We start from the raw sequence: 15,017 nt of genomic DNA, 5'->3' as shown, positions 1-15,017 counted from the left end.
CCCGCGCCGGAGGGAGGTGTGTCATGATTCATCACGTCTGGGGGCTGCTTACGCATCCCAATCGCGAGTGGCAGCAGATCCGCGGCGAAAACGAAACCGTATCGCACTTTTACGGTTCCCATGTCTTGGTGATGGCAGCCATTCCGGTGGTCTGCGCCTTCATCGGCACTACGGTGGTCGGTTGGCACTTCGGCACGACCAAGGAGGGACTGGCGAAGACCGTGACTGTCTCGCCTGCGACCGCGGTGCTGCTGGCGATCATCTTCTATGCCCTGATCCTGGGCGCCGTCTGGCTGATGGGCAACGTGATTCACTGGCTGGCGCGTCGCTATCCGGAGCGACCGGATCTCAGCCATTGCGTGGTGTTCGCCGGCTACATGGCGACGCCGATGTTCCTGAGCGGCGTGGTCGCGCTCTACCCGCTGATATGGCTGTGCTTGCTGGCCGGCATCGCGGGGCTCTGCTATACGGTCTACCTCGTCTATGCAGGCCTGCCATCCTTTCTGGGTATCGATCAGCACGAGGGCGTACGTGCCTCGAGTGCGGCGCTGGCGATCGGCATTCTCGTGCTCGAGGCGTTGCTGGCGATCACCGTGCTGCTGTGGGGTTACGGCGCCTCGCTGGTCTGACTTCCGACGATTCTTTCGACGCTCGGCGCCCGCCATAGGGGCGGGCGCCGTTTTGGGGCCGACAGCATCTGGACTCGACCCAGGTCGATGGATTAGGTTACTCCGCGTTACCTCTCCGTCACTGGGATTTTCGCGATGCAACCTCCGTTTCGACGCCTGATCGCTGGCGCTGTCGTGATCGGCCTGATTCTGCCGCTGACCGGCTGCGGCACGCTCTTCTATCCCGAGCGCAAGGGGCAACTGCAGGGGCGTATCGATCCCGGCGTGGCGATTGCCGACGGGCTGGGCCTTTTGTTGTTCATCGTGCCGGGCGTGATCGCCTATGCCGTGGATTTTTCCAATAACACCATCTATCTCCCGGGCTCCCATGAGGCGTCGATCGATCGCGTCCATTACGAGGGCAATTTGAGCGCCGACTCGCTGGCCTCGATGATCGAGACACGTACCGGTCACGATCTCGCTGCAGAGGCGCAAGCGCCCATCGTCGAGCGGGTCGCGACGCTGGATCAGGCGGTGTCGAGAATCGAATTCGGCCCGGCAGTGCCGCCGCCTATCTGAATCGCACCCGTCTATCTGAATCGCTCCCGTCTATCTGAATCGCTCCCGCTTGCCTGAACGGCTTCCGAATCAGGCCGGTCGCGATTTCGGCGCCACGAGCAGCGCCAGCATGCCGGCTACCAGGCCCCAGAAGGCAGCGCCGACCCCGAACAGCGTCACGCCGGAACCGGTAACCAGGAAAGTGATCAGTGCCGGCTCGCGGTGATGAGGCTCCAGCAGGGCGCGATGAAGGCTGCCACCGATGGTCGAGAGCAGCGCCAGCCCGGCGATTGCCAGCACCAGCGCCTGGGGCAGGGCATCGAACAGCGTGCCGATCGAGCCGCCGAAAAGACCCGCCAGTAAATAGAAGCCTCCTGCACAGATCGCCGCCGGATAGCGTCGGTCGGCATCGGGGTCGACATCCGGCCCCATGCAGATCGCCGCGGTAATCGCGGCCAGGCAGACGCTGAAGGCACCGAAAGGCGCCAGGACCAGGGTGGCCAGCCCCGTCCAGATCATCAACGGAGAAATCGGCGCGTCGTAACCCGCGGCACGCAGAGTCGCCACGCCCGGCGCGTTCTGCGAGGCCATCGTCACCACGAACAGCGGGATGCCTACGCCGATCAGGCTCGACAGCGAGAAGGTTGGCCAGATCCAATGGGGTACGCTGACGATCAGTTGTGCCTGCCGTGTATCGATTTCGCCCAGCAGCCCCGCAACGCCAAGCCCTGCCAGCAGCACCAGCACGATGGCGTAGCGCGGTAGCCAGCGCTTGGCGGCGAGATAGATCAGGAACATCGACGACACCAGCACAAAGTCGCCGTTCAGCGAGCCGAAGGCATCCAGGCCGAAGCGCAGAAGCACCCCCGCCAGCATGGCCGCGGCGATGGACTGCGGAATGATCTGCATCAACCTGGCGAACCAGCCGGTAATGCCGCAGATCAGGATCAGCACGGCGCAGAAAACGAAGATGCCGATCGCCTCGCTCAATGGCAGGTCGGGCAGGCTGACGGCCAGGAGCGCGGCCCCCGGCGTCGACCAGGCCGTCAGGATCGGTTGCCGGTAGCGTAGCGACAAGCCGATCGAGGTGACGCCCATGGCCAGTCCCAGCGCACTCAGCCATCCGCCGATCTGGATCGGTGACGCGCCAGCTGCCGCAGCCGCCTGGAAAATGATCGCTGCCGAACTCGTATAGCCGACGAGGACCGCGACGAATCCCGCCGTGACGTGGGAAGCCGTTATCGTCGTGCCGTGCCGACGGTCGGCCGGTAAACGTGCCATGAACACATTCCTGAAAATCGGAAGGAATGTGCGTTATAACGTACATTGCGCGATCTCGGCAACGTGCGCTATAACGCACATGAGCACAAATAAAACCTATAGACGTGAGTGCATACGAGTTTCGCACTGGCGGCATTCAGGCAGGGCGCAAGCATCAGGCGATGACAGGAAGCGGGCGGAGGAGAGATGGACGCGAATGTCTCGGTGATCGGCCGACACATGAAAAAACGACGCGCCGAGCGTGGCTGGAGCCTATCCCGGACGGCCGATATCTGCGGAGTGAGCAAGGCGATGCTGGGGCAGATCGAGCGGGGAGAGTCGACGCCGACCATCTCCACGCTCTGGAAGATCGCCAGTGGCCTGCAGGTGCCGCTGTCGCAATTCCTGGTGCCCGAGGGCCTCGCGCTGCAGCGGATGGAGGCGATGCCTCGCCATCACGATGCCTCGGGGATGATCGTGACTCCACTGTTTGCGTTCGATCCGGTTCTGGGGTTCGAGATGTTCGCGATCGAGCTGCTCCAGGATACCTTGAGCGAGTCCGCGCCCCACGCCGCTGGCGTGGTGGAGCATCTGGTCGTGCTGGAAGGGCGAATGGAGCTCTTCGTCGACGGCGGCTGGCAGGCATTATCCGCCGGCGACGCGGTCCGATTTCCCGCGGATCAGCCCCATGCGTACCGCAATCGCAACCCGGAGCCGGCAAAAATCCACGATCTGATTCACTATCCCTTCAGCGGCTGAGGCGCCGTTTCGGGCGTGAATGGGTCGTCTTCTTCCGGCTTCCTGCAGCCTGCGGGTTCGGCCAGCGTGGTATCCAGCAGCGCTTGCGGTCGATAACGGGCGAGCAGTGCCCAGAGAATCGCTGCCGTCTCGTGATCCGGCTGGCCTGAATAGCTGGCCGGGCGAAAGTGCATCTGGAAGGCGCGCGTCACGTCCCGTGTCTCGCCGTCGATCACCCCCGTCGCCGCCAGCGAATAACCGTACGCGCTCAGCGCTCGTTGATATTGCGTGATCGAGGGCGAGCACTGGGCGAATCGATGACGAAAGCTGGCGATATCCTCGTCTCTCGGCCAGGCGCCGACGCCGGCATCATGCAGGCGTTTCCAGGGAAAGCGCGGGCCAGGGTCGATCTTGCGCGACGGCGCGATGTCCGAGTGTCCCAGGATGGCAGTCGGCGGCAGCCGATAGCGGCGAATCACATCCTTCGCCAAGGCGATGACCGCACGGATCTGGTCCTCGGGATAAGGCTCCCATCGCTGACCTTCGAGCGTCTCCTGCGGGCCACGGTTGACGATCTCCACGCCGATGGAGGTGTCGTTGAGCTGGGTGCGGTCTTCCCAGGCGCTGACGCCGGCATGCCAGGCGCGGTCTTTCTCGTCGACCAGTTGCCAGATCTGCGGCAGATCATCCGACAGGGAGGGGGAGCGGGGCACCAGATAGTGTGAGCTAACATCGGGCCCGAGCAGGGTGCGCATCGCCCGGGACGCCTCTGAGTCGGTGTAATGCAGAATCAGATAACGGATACGCTGGTTGTAGGCATCGGAGCGGTGCGCGCGGTCGGCGATATAACCGCTTCGGGTCTCCATCGTCGGTGAGCCGGCACAGCCGGCCAGTATCGTCAGCAGCATCCAGCCGGCCAGCAGGCTCCCGGCTCTGCGCGGATGAACCTGTCGTCGAGGCTTCATAGCACACCCAGCAGATAACGGGTCAACAGACCCAGAGTAAGCGTGATCGAGAAACTCAGCATGGTGCCGAGCAGTACGTACTCGGTCAGCTTTCGATCGCGGTCTTCGTAGAGATCGCCGAAGCGAAGCACTGACTTGGCGGTCAGCAGAAAGCCGATAGCGGCCATCTGATGGCTGAGAACGAAGGTCAGAATGAGAAAGCGTTCGAGCATGCCGATCCGGGCACCTGCATCGGCCAGCGTGCCGCGTGTGTCGACGCCTTCGCTCCAGCGCCGCATGATCAGCGCGATCAGTATCGACGCAGGGCGCAGAACCACCAGATAAGCCAGCGCGACGAGCAGCGTCCGGGGTTGCCACAATAGCGCCAGCTGGACCATCGGCACGGCCATGTCGCCGTCCACGACCCACCACCAGACGAGTCCCAGTATCAGCAGATGCAGAAACTGGTCGAGAAGGAAAAAGCGAACCCGGTGCGCCGGGGCGTAGCTCTTCAACGTATCGATCAGCCAGTGAGATGCGCCGATTCCCGAGGTGGCGATCAGTGCGGCGTGCACGCCGGTACCGAAAGCGAGCAACACGGCGAGGCTCAGCGACATGTGAATGCCGACGTGCCAGTAAAGCGATAGCGTGCGGAAATGGTGCTGCTGCTTCCGAGCCGCCCAGGTATCGCTCTGCAACAGAAAGTCGGCAATGGTGTGCGACAGCAGCAACGCCAACAGCAGCGACAGACTCGTCTCGTTCATGTCAGTGTCTCCAGGCGCTGCCGGCTGAACGCCAGAAAGTCACGGATCAGCGGCCAGCGTGCGGCACTCAGGCGCCGGTTGATCGTCGGTTGAGAACGACCCAGACGCCGGGCAAGTTCGCTTTGCGAATGGTCGGTCGTCAGATTGAAGCGAATCACTTCCGCGGCGTTATGGCTCCAGTGGCTGACGATGTCGTCGGCAAACCGGATCAGCAGGTCCAGTTCGGGCTGCGGGGTCGCCAGAAACAGCCCCAGGCGTCGATCGCCCTGGCTCAACGCGTCCAGCCCCTGCCCGGACCGGATGAACGCTTCGCCATCGGCATCGATGAAATTCTCGAGCGTGGGCACCGTGGCCTCGCCGATGCCGACCGCGATTCTTGCGTCCCACATCTGCTGTCTGGAAGGGGAGTGCTCGATCAGGCTGGCGCGCATGATCACGGCGGCGGCGAGCGAATCCCGCGGCTCGGGAATCGCCACCTGGAACGCATCCCCCCGAAACCGGGTACCCACGGCGCCCAGTGACTGTCCGAGGCGTTCGATACCGGTATCTATTGCCCGTCGAAGCTTGCGCTTGTCGCTGATATCGCGCGACGCGACGATATCCCCGCTGAGCACGCCAATCACTGACATGAGGCTCCTCATCGATAGCCATTCATACGACCATAACTATAGCCAAAAAAAGCTATTTTTGCGCTTATGCGCAAAAATCACTATAACCGCAATGGCGGTATCGGTAACGTCGATGAGGATAAGGTAAAGAAAGACTGTATTTATATCCAGTATTCTGCTGTAAAGATTATTGTCTCAAAGATTGTTGTTTCAAAGATTGTTGTCTCGAACGGGTCATGCCGTGGATTCGATGGACGGCTGAGATCCCTCGAGCGTAGTGTCGGCCCCCATCAGCCTGGATGCCACCTGGTTTCTGCCCCGGGCCTTGCAGTCATAAAGCGCCTCATCGGCATGGGCGATCATGTCGTCGATATCGACCAGCAAGCCATGAGGGCTGGTGGCCACCCCGACGCTGACGGTGACCACGGAAGCCACCGAGGAATATTCGTGAGGAATGCCCAGCGCCTGAATCATGGCGCGCATGGCATCGGCCAGTGCCCAGGCTTCGTCCTTGTCGGCATTGATCAGCAGTACCAGGAACTCTTCGCCACCCAGGCGTACCACCACATCGGTTTCTCGACGGAAGGTGTCTTTCAGCACGCCAGCGATATCCACGAGGCATACATCGCCGGCCGGGTGGCCGTAGTGGTCGTTGAATGCCTTGAAGTGATCGACATCGATCATCATCGCCGACACCGTGCAGCTCAGGCGCCGGCTGAGAGGGATGAGCACGTCGAGCTGGCTTTCCAGCATGCGCCGGTTGCCGAGTCCGGTCAGTGGATCGTTCAGCGTCTGTTCCAGCAGAGCGGCGTGGTCACTTCTCGACTCTTCGATCAGCTTCTGCAGGTTCCGCGTCAGCAAGCCCACGGCGTCGGAGCGGCGGGAAAGATCGAAGGGCATCTGCTGCGGCGTGTCGCGCGGCGTGTCGCGGAATTCATGCACGAAGCGCACGTGATCTGCCAGCCGCCTGACCGGGGCCAGCAGTCGACGATTGAATAGCCAGAAACTGGCAACCAGGCCCGACAGCCCACTGAAGAGGCAGACCAGCACGGCAATCATGAATGGCCCGCCGGCGCCAACCAGCCAAGCCGCGCCCAGCATCAACAGCGAGGAACCCAGCCAGATTCCAGCCAATTCCACTATCGTACGGGTCGATAAGCGACTTTTCTTTTTTGTCATGTCCTGAACCGATGTTCTGGTCATCGAAAACGTCTGACATCATCAGACAGCCGGAAATCGAACCCATTCATATGAAGCTTGAAGTGAATCGAGTCTTCCGTTCAGTGGCGATGGGGAGCGAATTGTAGCTCACTCAAGACACGCATAACCAATTAGTTATCATTGATTTAGGATGCTCTTATCCACCGAATTCCGCTAACCTGGAATTTTCATATGCAGCATTTCCTAGATAATGCTGCCCAGCTTCCGGAGGCTAGTGTTTTTATCCAGGTAGTCTCCTCATTGCAAAGCGATATCGAGATAAAGTAAGCGCTGGGGTGGGTAACCTGATAAAGAACCGTTAGCTTCGCGGTACCCAAAGGTTGATGTTGAGGCGTGTCGTAGCGAACTATGAGTTAAATTAATATTGTTAATCGCTACGCTTTAAAAAACACTCCGGAAAGACTTGAAAGTTTTTACATATCCGCAATAATGTCCACGCTTAAACCAATCCGCAACGGACCAACGAATGTCTCTACTTAGCGATTACGTCAAGAAAGAACAGCTCCTGAAGCAGCTTGAAGAAGAGCTGAAGCGGATGGAGGGTGATCAACGTCTGAAGTCCGAACTCGAGTTCAAGGAGAAGCTCGAAGCCTTGATGGCGGAGTACGGTAAGACAACGCGTGACGTCATCGAATTGTTGAACCCGAAATCTGACAACGCCCAGCCCGCGACTGCACAGACCGGATCAACCGGTAGCCGCCGCAAGCGCAAGCTCAAGATTTACAAGAACCCCAACACTGGGGAGGTCGTCGAAACGCGCGGCGGCAATCACAAGACCTTGAAGGCTTGGAAAGACGAACACGGTAGCGATGCCGTCGAGTCCTGGGTCGTCAGAACGGAAGACTAAGCGCCTTTTTCTTCTTCATGCGCTTGGCCAAAAAACAGAACCCTCCGCCGAGATACAACGGCGGAGGGTTTCGTATTTAGCGGCTCTCGAACCGCAAGCGAATCTCAAGCCTTGGAGCTGATGCCGCCGAAGCCGTTGTGGCGGGACTCGCCCTTGGGTCCGTAGACGCTGCCCCCGATGGCGCGGTTCAGAAAATCGATGGCCTGTTGATTGTGCTCCAGCCGCGTGGAGATGATGTGGCCATTGAGGCGATTGGTCCGACGGACCTGCTCTGCCAGTTCTCGAATCCGCTGCCAGGTTTCATGCTTGTCCAGTGACAGGGCAAACTGCTCCGCGCCCCGACTTCCCATGCCGAATCCTTGCGATTGCTGATGCTCTCGCCGGAGACTCTCGATCCGGTCGAGGTCATTCAGCTGCTGTTGCTTGAGCGTGGCCAATTCACCGAGACGCTCTCCATCGGCCCTGCCGGCACCGAGACAGCTGGCCTCCGCATCGAGTGTTTCCGCGAGCGCTTGCAACAGGGTCTGTTGTTCGGCAATCAATTCAGCTGGCGTCATGCAGAATTCCTGAAACTGGACCTGAAGTCAGGGATTATTCACCCAACATATTGCGAACGCTCTGGACCAGACCGTCCGCGATCTTGCTGGTATCGAGTTCGAGCCGGCCTTCGGAGATCGCCTGGCGGATATCGTTGACACGGGCAGTATCGATATCTCCGCTCTCGTCGCCCCTCGGGATCTGGCTCAACGTTGTCCTGGAGCCGGCCGTCGTCTTGGCGGCTCCCAGCGACTCCGCGCTTTTGCGCTGCTCGGCGGCCTCGTTCTGGGGCGGGCGAGTCAGCGGTTGCGTTTGATCGATTTTCAAGGTCATTACCTCATGGCTGGATGCACAATCACGTACTTGCTTACGTTATCGGCAAGGCCAGCGGAAGCTGAACGAAATTCGAACAGAGATTTGTTAAAAAAATTATCTGGACGGCTCACAGGTCGACGCGCAGCCGATCCTGTCCCGTCACTCTTCCCTGTAGAATCTGATCATCCTCCGTCTTGAGGCGAATGGTGCTGCCTAATTCACCGTTATCCAGCGCCTCGACGCTGCGACTGATGCGAAACCCCTGGCCCACGGCGGTCAGTACGACCGTATCACCGCGTTTCACCATCCACGGCTTTCTGATCATGTTATCGGTCAGCGTCGCGCCCGTCGGGATGCGTCGCGTGGCAACCCTGCCGACCGCCTGGTCGAGGTCATTGAGGTAGCCACGGCGCAGGCGGGAAATATCCGCCTCCTGCCAACCCAGCATCGTCGCATCGATCCGTTGACCCGGATCAATCGACTGGAGTGCCACCAGGTGGCGAACCATCGCCGAAACCGTGGCCTGCAGATAGCGCGTCCGGCTGCCGTCGCTGCCGCAATGAACGCCTACCGTAACCCGGCCCTGAGGCACTCCGGGGCGTGGCAAAAATGGCTGCGGTGTCGAGCAGTCGCCGAGATCGACGTCGCTTTCCCGAATATCGATCGTCACCTGGTCGCCGAGAGGGGCAGTGCGCTCCTTCAGGAACTGCCGCGCGCTGGCGACGACGGCGTCGGAGGGTTCATCCGCCGATGCCGCGCGGGTGATCGAGGGAAGCGGCAGCAACGATAGCGCGAAAAGCAGCGCCATCAGCGTGGCGGCGCCGGCGCGGAGCACAAACTGGCGAGACGGTCGATGTTTCAACCGGGTACGCGGGAACGCTTCTGTCGGATCGGCACGCATATCACGGGTCTCGGGCTGTTCGCGGATCTCGTGGGGCTGTTCTCGGGGCTGGGTCCATGTCACGGAGCCAGGTCACGGATCCAGGACCAAGCGCGTCCCGGCACAGCGTGTCGGTGGACGCAATCCCCCACGTTGGAAAACGATTGTAGGCGTGCCCGCCATCGAGCATTGATGAAAATGGCGCGCAATTGACGGTCTGTTTACGGGTTTGAATCGTGCCGCCCGCCGCTATTCTCCATCCTGTCAATTTTCCAGCGAACGCCATCCGAGGTGCACGGCATGTTCGACAAGTTGGATAACGCGCTGCGCTTCCAGCAGGAGGCCATCAATCTGCGCGCAGAGCGTCAGCAGGTACTGGCCAACAACATCGCCAATGCCGATACGCCCAATTTCAAGGCGCGGGATTTCGATTTCCGCGCGGAACTGGATCGGGTCATGGAGCAGGGGCGGAGCGAAGGCTCCGGCGGGCTGTCGCTGGCTCGGACATCTGCCCGACACATTCCGGGGCAGGCGCCAGGCGGGTCGGGTGTTCAGGATCTGCTCTACCGCATTCCCGATCAGCCGAGCCTCGATGGCAATACGGTCGATATGGATCGGGAGCGCTCGGCCTTTGCCGACAACTCGCTCCGCTACCAGGCGGATGTCACTTTCGTCAGCCGCAAGATCCAGGGGCTGAAGAAAGCCATGCAGTCGGAGTAACACGATGTCCATGTTCAGTGTATTCGATATTTCCGGTTCGGCGCTGTCGGCCAATTCGCAGCGGATGAACGTCACCGCGAGCAACCTCGCCAATGCCGACAGCGTTGCCGGGCCCGACGGGGAGCCCTACCACGCCAGGCAGGTCATGTTCCAGGCGATGAGCCAGCAAGGCGGCGGTACGGGCGGCGTCCGCGTCACCGGTGTGGTCGAGGACGACGTCACGCCGATGCGCATGGAGTACCGTCCCGGCCATCCGCTGGCCGACGATCAGGGCTACGTTCAGATGCCCAACGTCGACCCGGTCAACGAGATGGTCGACATGATCGCCGCTTCCCGCTCTTACCAAGCCAACGTCGAGGTCATGAATACCGCCAAGACGCTGATGACCAAAACTCTCACCATCGGCGAAGGCTGATCGGTGTCGGGCCACATCAAGGAGATGTCATGTCCAGTCCGGTGATCGGTAGCAGTACGTTAGCCAATATCAATGACACGGCCGCCAGCAGCGCCACCACGGGAATGGAATCCGGCAGCGAGCTCAATGATCGCTTCATGACGTTGCTGGTCACCCAGTTGAAGAATCAGGACCCGACCAGTCCGATGGAAAACTCGGACATGACCGCGCAACTGGCGCAGATCAGTACCGTCAGTGGTATCGAAGAGCTCAACGACAGTCTGTCCGAGATCAACGACCAGATCGATGCAGGGCAGGCCTTGCAGGCGACGGCGTTGATCGGCCAGGGCGTGATGGTGCCGGGCAACGAGATCCTGGTGGGGTCGACCGATGACACGGGAGGCGTGGTCGCGACGCCGATCGGCGTGAATCTGGATAGCGCCGTCGAGGATCTGCAGATCGATATTCGCGGCCCCAGCGGCGAGATCATCGACAGCTTGTCCACCGGTCCGCTCGAGGCCGGCGTGCACAGCTTCAACTGGGATGGCGAGTTGGCTGACGGCTCCAGCGCCTCCACCGACAGCACCTATACCGCCTCCCTGACGGCGACGGTGGGAGACGAGACATACGCACCGGCAGCGCTGAATTACGCCCTGGTCAATGGCGTGATCCAGGGTGCCAATGGACCGCAACTGGACTTGGGACCTGCTCGGGATCCCGTGGCGCTCTCGGAAGTGCGTCAGATTCTCTGAGCAAAAGCATTGACGACACGAAACCGCTTGAGCGTACGCAACCGATAAACGTAGGGGATGAATCATGGGCTTTTCACAGGCATTGAGCGGCGTCAACGCCGCTTCCCAGCAGCTGGATGTCATCGGCAACAACATTTCCAACTCGCAGACCAAAGGCTTCAAGAGCGGCTCGGTGCAGTTCTCCGATGTCTTCGCCAACAGTGCCGTCGGCCTGGGTACCCGGGTTTCCGGCATTCTGCAGGACTTCAGCACCGGCAGCCTGGAATCCACCGGGCGCAACCTGGATATCGCCATCGCCGGTGACGGCTTTCTGCGCTTCCAGCAGGAAGGCCAGGTGGGCTACTCGCGTAACGGCCAGTTGACGATGACCGCCGACGGCTACCTGGAAAATGCCCAGGGCGCGCGGCTGATGGGTTACGGGCTGGCAGACGCCACCGACGTCAACTCCGGCGTCGTTACCGGCGGCCAGCCAGGCGTGCTCAACATCCCGGCGGCCGACATGCCGGCCAGCGCGACGGGCGCCACCGGCACCGGTATCAACATCCTGCTCAACCTGGATGGCGCCACGGTCGCCGACGACACCTCGACGGCGGTTCTGTACGACAACCTCGATGCGAAGACCACCGAGGATACGGACCAGCAGACGTCTATTGCCTACAACTACTCCACCAGCTTCACCGTCTTCGATTCCCAGGGCGCGCAGCACAATGCGACGCTCTATTTCCAGAAGACTGGCGACAATGAATGGGTTGCGCGCACGGCGCTTGACGGTGTTTTGACGACGGATGATCCCGCCCTGACGCTGAAATTCGACACCTCAGGCAAGTTGTCAGAGATCGGTGAGGGTGCTGCTACGACAGCTATTACCGATCCTGCTTTCACTTGGCCCAATCTGACGTTTACTGCCGATGCTGCAACGGGGCAGTTAGGTGAAGGTGTCAATGACATCAACACCACTTTCAACATGGCGGGCAGCACGCAGTTCGCCGGTGACTCCACCGTCAAGAGCCTGGCGCAGGATGGCTATTCCGCCGGCGCGCTGGTCGGCATCAGCTTTGCTGACGACGGCACCATCGTTGGCAATTATGCCAACGAGAAGACCGTCGATCTGGGCCAGATTGCCCTAGCCTCTTTCCGTAATCCCGAGGGCCTGACGCCTTCCGGCGACAATCTGTTCGCGGCGACGGCGGCTTCCGGTAACGAACTGCTGGGCACTGCGGGTACCGGCACGTTGGGATCGATCGAGTCCGAAACGCTGGAGGCTTCCAACGTCGACCTGACGCAGGAGCTGGTCAACCTGATCATTGCGCAGCGCAACTACCAGGCCAATACCAACTCGATCCGTACCCAGTCCGAAGTCATGGATCAGATCGCGCAGCTGCGCTGATAACTCTGTCGCCAACAGCAGTGGCGTTGCCGGTCGCGAGTCGGCCGGCAACGATCCCGCTTCGATAGGCCGGGTTCGATAGATACGATTTCGGCAAGCACTGTTTCGATAGCCACGGTTTCGAAAGGCGCCGATATGAAAGGCATAGGGCATGGATAGAATTCTCTACACCGCCGGCGGTGGCGCGAGCCAGACGATGGCGCAGCAATCGGTGGTCAACAACAACCTGGCCAACGTCAGCACGCCGGGATTTCGCGGTGAGCTGATGGCGTTTCGTGCCGTGCCGGTGGAAGGCGAGGCGCGCCTGCCGACCCGTGTTGCCTCGATGATGACGACGCCGGGTGCCGATTTCACGCCGGGAACCATCAGTACCACTGGGCGCAGTCTCGATGTGGCGCTGCAGGGCGACGATACCTGGCTGGCGGTGCAGTCGCCGAACGGCGGCGAAGCCTATACCCGCCGCGGCGACCTCCAGGTCGATTCCACCGGCCTGCTGACATCGCTCGGCAACCCGGTGCTTTCCGACAACGGCCAGGCCATCGTCGTACCGTTGGGGGGCGACGTGACCATCGCGCCGGACGGTTCGATCAGCGTGCTCGAGCCGGGCCAGAACCCGGATGCGATCGCGCCGTTGGCGCGTCTCAAGATGGTCGCGCCGGGGAACGACAATCTGGTGCGTGGCGAAGACGGCCTGTTTCGGATGCCACCGGCCCAGGGGCAGGACGTGGCGGCGCCGATCCCGGCCGACGATACCCTGCGTCTGGTTCCCGGGGCGCTCGAAGGCAGCAATGTCACCGCCACCGACGCCATGATTTCGATGATCGACAGCGCTCGACGTTACGACATGCATATGAAGGTGATCGAAAGCGCGGACGAGAACGAACAACGCGCCAACAGCCTGCTTTCTCTGACCAGTTGACCCTGACCAGTTGACCCTGACCAGCTGAGGCTGGTCGCTGGCTGGCTTACCGACAACGAGGTTTTGTCATGATCAAATCTTTATGGACGGCCAAGACCGGCCTGGAATCGCAGCAGGTCAAGCTGGACGTGATTTCCAACAACCTGGCCAACGTCTCGACCAACGGTTTCAAGCGGTCTCGTGCCGTCTTCGAAGATCTGCTGTACCAGAACGTGCGTCAGCCCGGTGCCCAGTCCTCGGTGGTCGATACGCTGCCATCCGGCATGCAGGTGGGTACGGGCGTGCGTCCGGTCGCCACCGAGCGGCTGCACACCCAGGGTGGTCTGCAGAACACCGAAAATTCCCGCGATCTCGCGATCAACGGCAAGGGCTTCTTCGCCGTACAGATGCCGGACGGCACGACCGGCTACACCCGTGACGGCAGCTTTCAGGTCAACGAGAACGGCCAGCTGGTGACCGCCGGCGGTTATCCGGTCGATCCGCCGATCGTGATCCCGCAGAACGCGCTGTCGATCACCGTCAGTCAGGATGGCGTTGTTTCCGTGACGCAGCCGGGGACTTCCCAGAGCAACGAGGTGGGGCAGATCATGCTCTCCACGTTCATCAACCCGACGGGGCTGCAGAGCATCGGCCAGAACCTGTACCTGGAAACCGACGCTTCCGGCCCGCGTAACGATCTCAACCCCGGGCTGGATGGCGCTGGCGTGCTCTATCAGGGATACGTCGAGACTTCCAACGTCAACGTGGTGGAAGAGATGGTCAGCATGATCGAGACGCAGCGCGCCTACGAGATCAACAGCAAGGCCGTCGAAACATCCGATCAGATGCTCCAGCGTCTGACACAGCTATAAACCGGGGAAGGCGCGTGTTGCTGACCGCAGAATTGGCCACGGTGTGGCGCAGGGTGTTGATGCTGACCGGCCTCTGTCTGGTGCTGATCGTGGCCGGCTGTGCCCAGATTCCGCGCCATTCCGTGGTCGAGAACTCCTCCCCGGTGGAGATCCCGTCGACACCGCCGACGCAGGCCAACGGCTCGATCTATCAGGCGCGCTTCGGCTTCCAGCCACTGTTCGAGGACCGTCGTCCGCGTCAGATCGGGGACATCATCACCATCGTGCTCGACGAGCAGGTCAGTGCCAGCAAGAGCTCGGCGGCGAATGCGTCACGAGACGGTTCGGCGACTTTCACGCCGACGCTCGTGCCGGACGCTCTCGATACCCTGACCGACTATGGCATGGACCTCGAAGGCGAGAACATCTTCAACGGTTCGGGGGGCGCCAATGCCAACAACACCTTCACCGGGACGATCACCGTGACCGTCTATGATCTGCTGGCCAACGGCAACCTGAAGGTTCGCGGGGAAAAGCAGATCGCGATCAACCAGGGCACCGAATACATTCGGTTCTCCGGCGTGGTCAATCCACGCGCGATCAGCGGTTCCAATACCGTGCAGTCGACGCAGGTCGCCGATGCCCGTATCGAATATGTCGGTGACGGCTATATCAACGAAGCGCAGACCATGGGTTGGCTGCAGCGCTTCTTCCTCAACATTTCGCCGTTCTGAT

General features: G+C 61.0%; 19 protein-coding genes. 11 read left to right on the top strand and 8 right to left on the bottom strand.

What is annotated here, in order from left to right; translation table 11 throughout:
* The first annotated feature begins 23 nt into the window (after positions 1-23).
* Positions 24-629, top strand: a complete 606-nt coding sequence (locus tag R3F72_RS07450) for a Yip1 family protein (protein ID WP_208625334.1) — start codon at positions 24-26, stop codon at positions 627-629.
* Between the two features lie 135 nt (positions 630-764).
* On the top strand, positions 765-1,187 hold the full coding sequence (locus R3F72_RS07445; protein WP_071232984.1) for a hypothetical protein: 423 nt from the start codon (positions 765-767) through the stop codon (positions 1,185-1,187).
* 69 nt (positions 1,188-1,256) lie between these two features.
* Here the strand turns inward: R3F72_RS07445 and R3F72_RS07440 are convergent, their stop codons facing one another.
* On the bottom strand, positions 1,257-2,447 hold the full coding sequence (locus R3F72_RS07440; RefSeq protein WP_110632546.1) for a benzoate/H(+) symporter BenE family transporter: 1,191 nt from the start codon (positions 2,445-2,447) through the stop codon (positions 1,257-1,259).
* 186 nt (positions 2,448-2,633) lie between these two features.
* Between R3F72_RS07440 and R3F72_RS07435 the strand changes: the two genes are divergently transcribed.
* Positions 2,634-3,185, top strand: coding sequence for a helix-turn-helix domain-containing protein (locus R3F72_RS07435; RefSeq protein ID WP_332779319.1), 552 nt, complete (start codon positions 2,634-2,636; stop codon positions 3,183-3,185).
* On the opposite strand, the gene R3F72_RS07430 is transcribed toward R3F72_RS07435, so the two are convergent.
* From R3F72_RS07430 to R3F72_RS07415, 4 genes are all read right to left on the bottom strand, one after another.
* A complete protein-coding gene (locus R3F72_RS07430; RefSeq protein ID WP_332779318.1) occupies positions 3,167-4,129 on the bottom strand; it encodes an N-acetylmuramoyl-L-alanine amidase in 963 nt (320 codons plus the stop codon). The two genes, R3F72_RS07435 and R3F72_RS07430, sit on opposite strands and share 19 nt — an antisense overlap.
* Positions 4,126-4,872, bottom strand: coding sequence for a DUF3307 domain-containing protein (locus tag R3F72_RS07425; RefSeq protein ID WP_071232980.1), 747 nt, complete (start codon positions 4,870-4,872; stop codon positions 4,126-4,128). Before R3F72_RS07425 ends, R3F72_RS07430 begins: the two co-directional genes overlap by 4 nt.
* Entirely contained in the window at positions 4,869-5,501 is a 633-nt protein-coding gene (locus R3F72_RS07420) for a hypothetical protein (RefSeq protein ID WP_332779317.1), read from the bottom strand. The genes R3F72_RS07425 and R3F72_RS07420 overlap by 4 nt, the downstream gene beginning before the upstream one ends.
* Positions 5,502-5,714: 213 nt before the next feature.
* Entirely contained in the window at positions 5,715-6,614 is a 900-nt protein-coding gene (locus tag R3F72_RS07415; RefSeq protein WP_332779316.1) for a GGDEF domain-containing protein, read from the bottom strand.
* Positions 6,615-7,167: 553 nt separating this feature from the next.
* Between R3F72_RS07415 and R3F72_RS07410 the strand changes: the two genes are divergently transcribed.
* Positions 7,168-7,548 (top strand): histone-like nucleoid-structuring protein, MvaT/MvaU family, encoded by a 381-nt coding sequence (locus R3F72_RS07410; RefSeq protein WP_332779315.1) that lies wholly within the window; start codon positions 7,168-7,170, stop codon positions 7,546-7,548.
* A gap of 104 nt (positions 7,549-7,652) precedes the next feature.
* Here the strand turns inward: R3F72_RS07410 and R3F72_RS07405 are convergent, their stop codons facing one another.
* The 3 genes from R3F72_RS07405 to flgA all read right to left on the bottom strand — a co-directional run bounded on the left by R3F72_RS07405 (position 7,653) and on the right by flgA (position 9,364).
* Entirely contained in the window at positions 7,653-8,105 is a 453-nt protein-coding gene (locus tag R3F72_RS07405) for a flagella synthesis protein FlgN (RefSeq protein ID WP_087719465.1), read from the bottom strand.
* 34 nt (positions 8,106-8,139) lie between these two features.
* Positions 8,140-8,412: a flagellar biosynthesis anti-sigma factor FlgM gene (gene flgM / locus R3F72_RS07400; RefSeq protein ID WP_218777018.1), complete on the bottom strand. Its 273-nt coding sequence runs from the start codon at positions 8,410-8,412 to the stop codon at positions 8,140-8,142.
* A 115-nt stretch (positions 8,413-8,527) separates the two neighbouring features.
* Positions 8,528-9,364: a flagellar basal body P-ring formation chaperone FlgA gene (flgA, locus tag R3F72_RS07395; protein WP_332779314.1), complete on the bottom strand. Its 837-nt coding sequence runs from the start codon at positions 9,362-9,364 to the stop codon at positions 8,528-8,530.
* Positions 9,365-9,580: 216 nt separating this feature from the next.
* On the opposite strand from flgA, the gene flgB reads away from it, so the two are divergent.
* From flgB to R3F72_RS07360, 7 genes are all read left to right on the top strand, one after another.
* Positions 9,581-10,000: a flagellar basal body rod protein FlgB gene (gene flgB / locus R3F72_RS07390; RefSeq protein ID WP_332779313.1), complete on the top strand. Its 420-nt coding sequence runs from the start codon at positions 9,581-9,583 to the stop codon at positions 9,998-10,000.
* Between the two features lie 4 nt (positions 10,001-10,004).
* Positions 10,005-10,415 (top strand): flagellar basal body rod protein FlgC, encoded by a 411-nt coding sequence (flgC, locus tag R3F72_RS07385; RefSeq protein ID WP_332779312.1) that lies wholly within the window; start codon positions 10,005-10,007, stop codon positions 10,413-10,415.
* Positions 10,416-10,444: 29 nt separating this feature from the next.
* Positions 10,445-11,146: a flagellar hook assembly protein FlgD gene (locus R3F72_RS07380; protein ID WP_332779311.1), complete on the top strand. Its 702-nt coding sequence runs from the start codon at positions 10,445-10,447 to the stop codon at positions 11,144-11,146.
* A 64-nt stretch (positions 11,147-11,210) separates the two neighbouring features.
* The gene (gene flgE / locus R3F72_RS07375; protein WP_332779310.1) at positions 11,211-12,533 is read left to right on the top strand and encodes a flagellar hook protein FlgE; all 1,323 of its coding nucleotides are present in this window, start codon (positions 11,211-11,213) and stop codon (positions 12,531-12,533) included.
* A 151-nt stretch (positions 12,534-12,684) separates the two neighbouring features.
* Entirely contained in the window at positions 12,685-13,452 is a 768-nt protein-coding gene (locus R3F72_RS07370) for a flagellar basal body rod protein FlgF (RefSeq protein WP_071231261.1), read from the top strand.
* A 68-nt stretch (positions 13,453-13,520) separates the two neighbouring features.
* Complete coding sequence (gene flgG, locus R3F72_RS07365) at positions 13,521-14,303, top strand: flagellar basal-body rod protein FlgG (RefSeq protein ID WP_303854925.1); 783 nt, start codon at positions 13,521-13,523, stop codon at positions 14,301-14,303.
* 59 nt (positions 14,304-14,362) lie between these two features.
* Positions 14,363-15,016: a flagellar basal body L-ring protein FlgH gene (locus R3F72_RS07360; RefSeq protein ID WP_087719518.1), complete on the top strand. Its 654-nt coding sequence runs from the start codon at positions 14,363-14,365 to the stop codon at positions 15,014-15,016.
* Position 15,017 lies beyond the last annotated feature (1 nt).

The sequence above is a fragment of the Salinicola sp. 4072 genome (assembly GCF_036663415.1).
GTDB lineage: Bacteria > Pseudomonadota > Gammaproteobacteria > Pseudomonadales > Halomonadaceae > Salinicola > Salinicola salarius_A.
The sequence above is the reverse complement of the archived record's forward strand: the minus strand, read 5'-3'. Positions and strand labels throughout refer to the sequence as shown.

Excerpts from the sequence above, each read along its gene's own strand:
- R3F72_RS07450 (WP_208625334.1), top strand. The coding sequence starts at position 24 with ATGATTCATCACGTCTGGGGGCTGCTTACGCATCCCAATCGCGAGTGG.
- R3F72_RS07435 (WP_332779319.1), top strand. The coding sequence starts at position 2,634 with ATGGACGCGAATGTCTCGGTGATCGGCCGACACATGAAAAAACGACGC.
- flgE (WP_332779310.1), top strand. The coding sequence starts at position 11,211 with ATGGGCTTTTCACAGGCATTGAGCGGCGTCAACGCCGCTTCCCAGCAG.
- R3F72_RS07405 (WP_087719465.1), bottom strand. The coding sequence starts at position 8,105 with ATGACGCCAGCTGAATTGATTGCCGAACAACAGACCCTGTTGCAAGCG.
- flgB (WP_332779313.1), top strand. The coding sequence starts at position 9,581 with ATGTTCGACAAGTTGGATAACGCGCTGCGCTTCCAGCAGGAGGCCATC.
- R3F72_RS07445 (WP_071232984.1), top strand. The coding sequence starts at position 765 with ATGCAACCTCCGTTTCGACGCCTGATCGCTGGCGCTGTCGTGATCGGC.
- R3F72_RS07360 (WP_087719518.1), top strand. The coding sequence starts at position 14,363 with ATGCTGACCGGCCTCTGTCTGGTGCTGATCGTGGCCGGCTGTGCCCAG.
- R3F72_RS07425 (WP_071232980.1), bottom strand. The coding sequence starts at position 4,872 with ATGAACGAGACGAGTCTGTCGCTGCTGTTGGCGTTGCTGCTGTCGCAC.
- R3F72_RS07370 (WP_071231261.1), top strand. The coding sequence starts at position 12,685 with ATGGATAGAATTCTCTACACCGCCGGCGGTGGCGCGAGCCAGACGATG.
- R3F72_RS07430 (WP_332779318.1), bottom strand. The coding sequence starts at position 4,129 with ATGAAGCCTCGACGACAGGTTCATCCGCGCAGAGCCGGGAGCCTGCTG.
- R3F72_RS07440 (WP_110632546.1), bottom strand. The coding sequence starts at position 2,447 with ATGGCACGTTTACCGGCCGACCGTCGGCACGGCACGACGATAACGGCT.
- R3F72_RS07420 (WP_332779317.1), bottom strand. The coding sequence starts at position 5,501 with ATGTCAGTGATTGGCGTGCTCAGCGGGGATATCGTCGCGTCGCGCGAT.
- flgG (WP_303854925.1), top strand. The coding sequence starts at position 13,521 with ATGATCAAATCTTTATGGACGGCCAAGACCGGCCTGGAATCGCAGCAG.
- R3F72_RS07410 (WP_332779315.1), top strand. The coding sequence starts at position 7,168 with ATGTCTCTACTTAGCGATTACGTCAAGAAAGAACAGCTCCTGAAGCAG.
- R3F72_RS07380 (WP_332779311.1), top strand. The coding sequence starts at position 10,445 with ATGTCCAGTCCGGTGATCGGTAGCAGTACGTTAGCCAATATCAATGAC.
- flgC (WP_332779312.1), top strand. The coding sequence starts at position 10,005 with ATGTCCATGTTCAGTGTATTCGATATTTCCGGTTCGGCGCTGTCGGCC.